This is a genomic window from Pseudoclavibacter helvolus, assembly GCF_049707175.1.
Classification (GTDB): Bacteria; Actinomycetota; Actinomycetes; order Actinomycetales; family Microbacteriaceae; genus Pseudoclavibacter; species Pseudoclavibacter helvolus_A.
Genome location: NZ_JBNAFM010000035.1, coordinates 3,351 through 4,910 on the forward strand (window position 1 = coordinate 3,351; position 1,560 = coordinate 4,910).

Here is a 1,560-nt window from a genome sequence, read left to right on the forward strand (position 1 = left end):
CTAAATGCTCCTTAGAAAGGAGGTGATCCAGCCGCACCTTCCGGTACGGCTACCTTGTTACGACTTAGTCCTAATTACCGATCCCACCTTCGACGGCTCCCTCCACAAGGGTTAGGCCACCGGCTTCGGGTGTTACCGACTTTCATGACTTGACGGGCGGTGTGTACAAGGCCCGGGAACGTATTCACCGCAGCGTTGCTGATCTGCGATTACTAGCGACTCCGACTTCATGGGGTCGAGTTGCAGACCCCAATCCGAACTGAGACTGGCTTTTTGGGATTCGCTCCACCTCGCGGTATTGCAGCCCATTGTACCAGCCATTGTAGCATGCGTGAAGCCCAAGACATAAGGGGCATGATGATTTGACGTCATCCCCACCTTCCTCCGAGTTGACCCCGGCAGTCTCATATGAGTTCCCACCATAACGTGCTGGCAACATACGACGAGGGTTGCGCTCGTTGCGGGACTTAACCCAACATCTCACGACACGAGCTGACGACAACCATGCACCACCTGTATACCGACCTTGCGGGGCGAACATTTCTGAACGTTTCCGGTATATGTCAAGCCTTGGTAAGGTTCTTCGCGTTGCATCGAATTAATCCGCATGCTCCGCCGCTTGTGCGGGCCCCCGTCAATTCCTTTGAGTTTTAGCCTTGCGGCCGTACTCCCCAGGCGGGGCGCTTAATGCGTTAGCTACGACACGGAAACCGTGGAATGGTCCCCACATCTAGCGCCCAACGTTTACGGCATGGACTACCAGGGTATCTAATCCTGTTCGCTCCCCATGCTTTCGCTCCTCAGCGTCAGTAATGGCCCAGAGATCTGCCTTCGCCATCGGTGTTCCTCCTGATATCTGCGCATTCCACCGCTACACCAGGAATTCCAATCTCCCCTACCACACTCTAGTCTGCCCGTACCCACTGCAGACCCGAGGTTGAGCCTCGGGATTTCACAGCAGACGCGACAAACCGCCTACGAGCTCTTTACGCCCAATAATTCCGGACAACGCTTGCACCCTACGTATTACCGCGGCTGCTGGCACGTAGTTAGCCGGTGCTTTTTCTGCAGGTACCGTCACTTTCGCTTCTTCCCTACTAAAAGAGGTTTACAACCCGAAGGCCGTCATCCCTCACGCGGCGTTGCTGCATCAGGCTTTCGCCCATTGTGCAATATTCCCCACTGCTGCCTCCCGTAGGAGTCTGGGCCGTGTCTCAGTCCCAGTGTGGCCGGTCACCCTCTCAGGCCGGCTACCCGTCGTCGCCTTGGTGAGCCATTACCTCACCAACAAGCTGATAGGCCGTGAGCCGATCCATAACCAAAAAATCTTTCCAAACACAGACCATGCGATCATGTTAGATATCCAGTATTAGCCACCGTTTCCGGAGGTTATCCCAGAGTTATGGGCACGTTGCTCACGTGTTACTCACCCGTTCGCCACTAATCCACCCAGCAAGCTGGGCTTCATCGTTCGACTTGCATGTGTTAAGCACGCCGCCAGCGTTCGTCCTGAGCCAGGATCAAACTCTCCGTAAATGAATAACAACCAAACACACCCAA

General features: G+C 54.9%; 1 rRNA gene. It reads right to left on the reverse strand.

Annotated features, from left to right (window positions below):
• Window positions 1–15 precede the first annotated feature (15 nt).
• Window positions 16–1,536 (reverse strand): 16S ribosomal RNA (locus ACPYN9_RS17125).
• Window positions 1,537–1,560 lie beyond the last annotated feature (24 nt).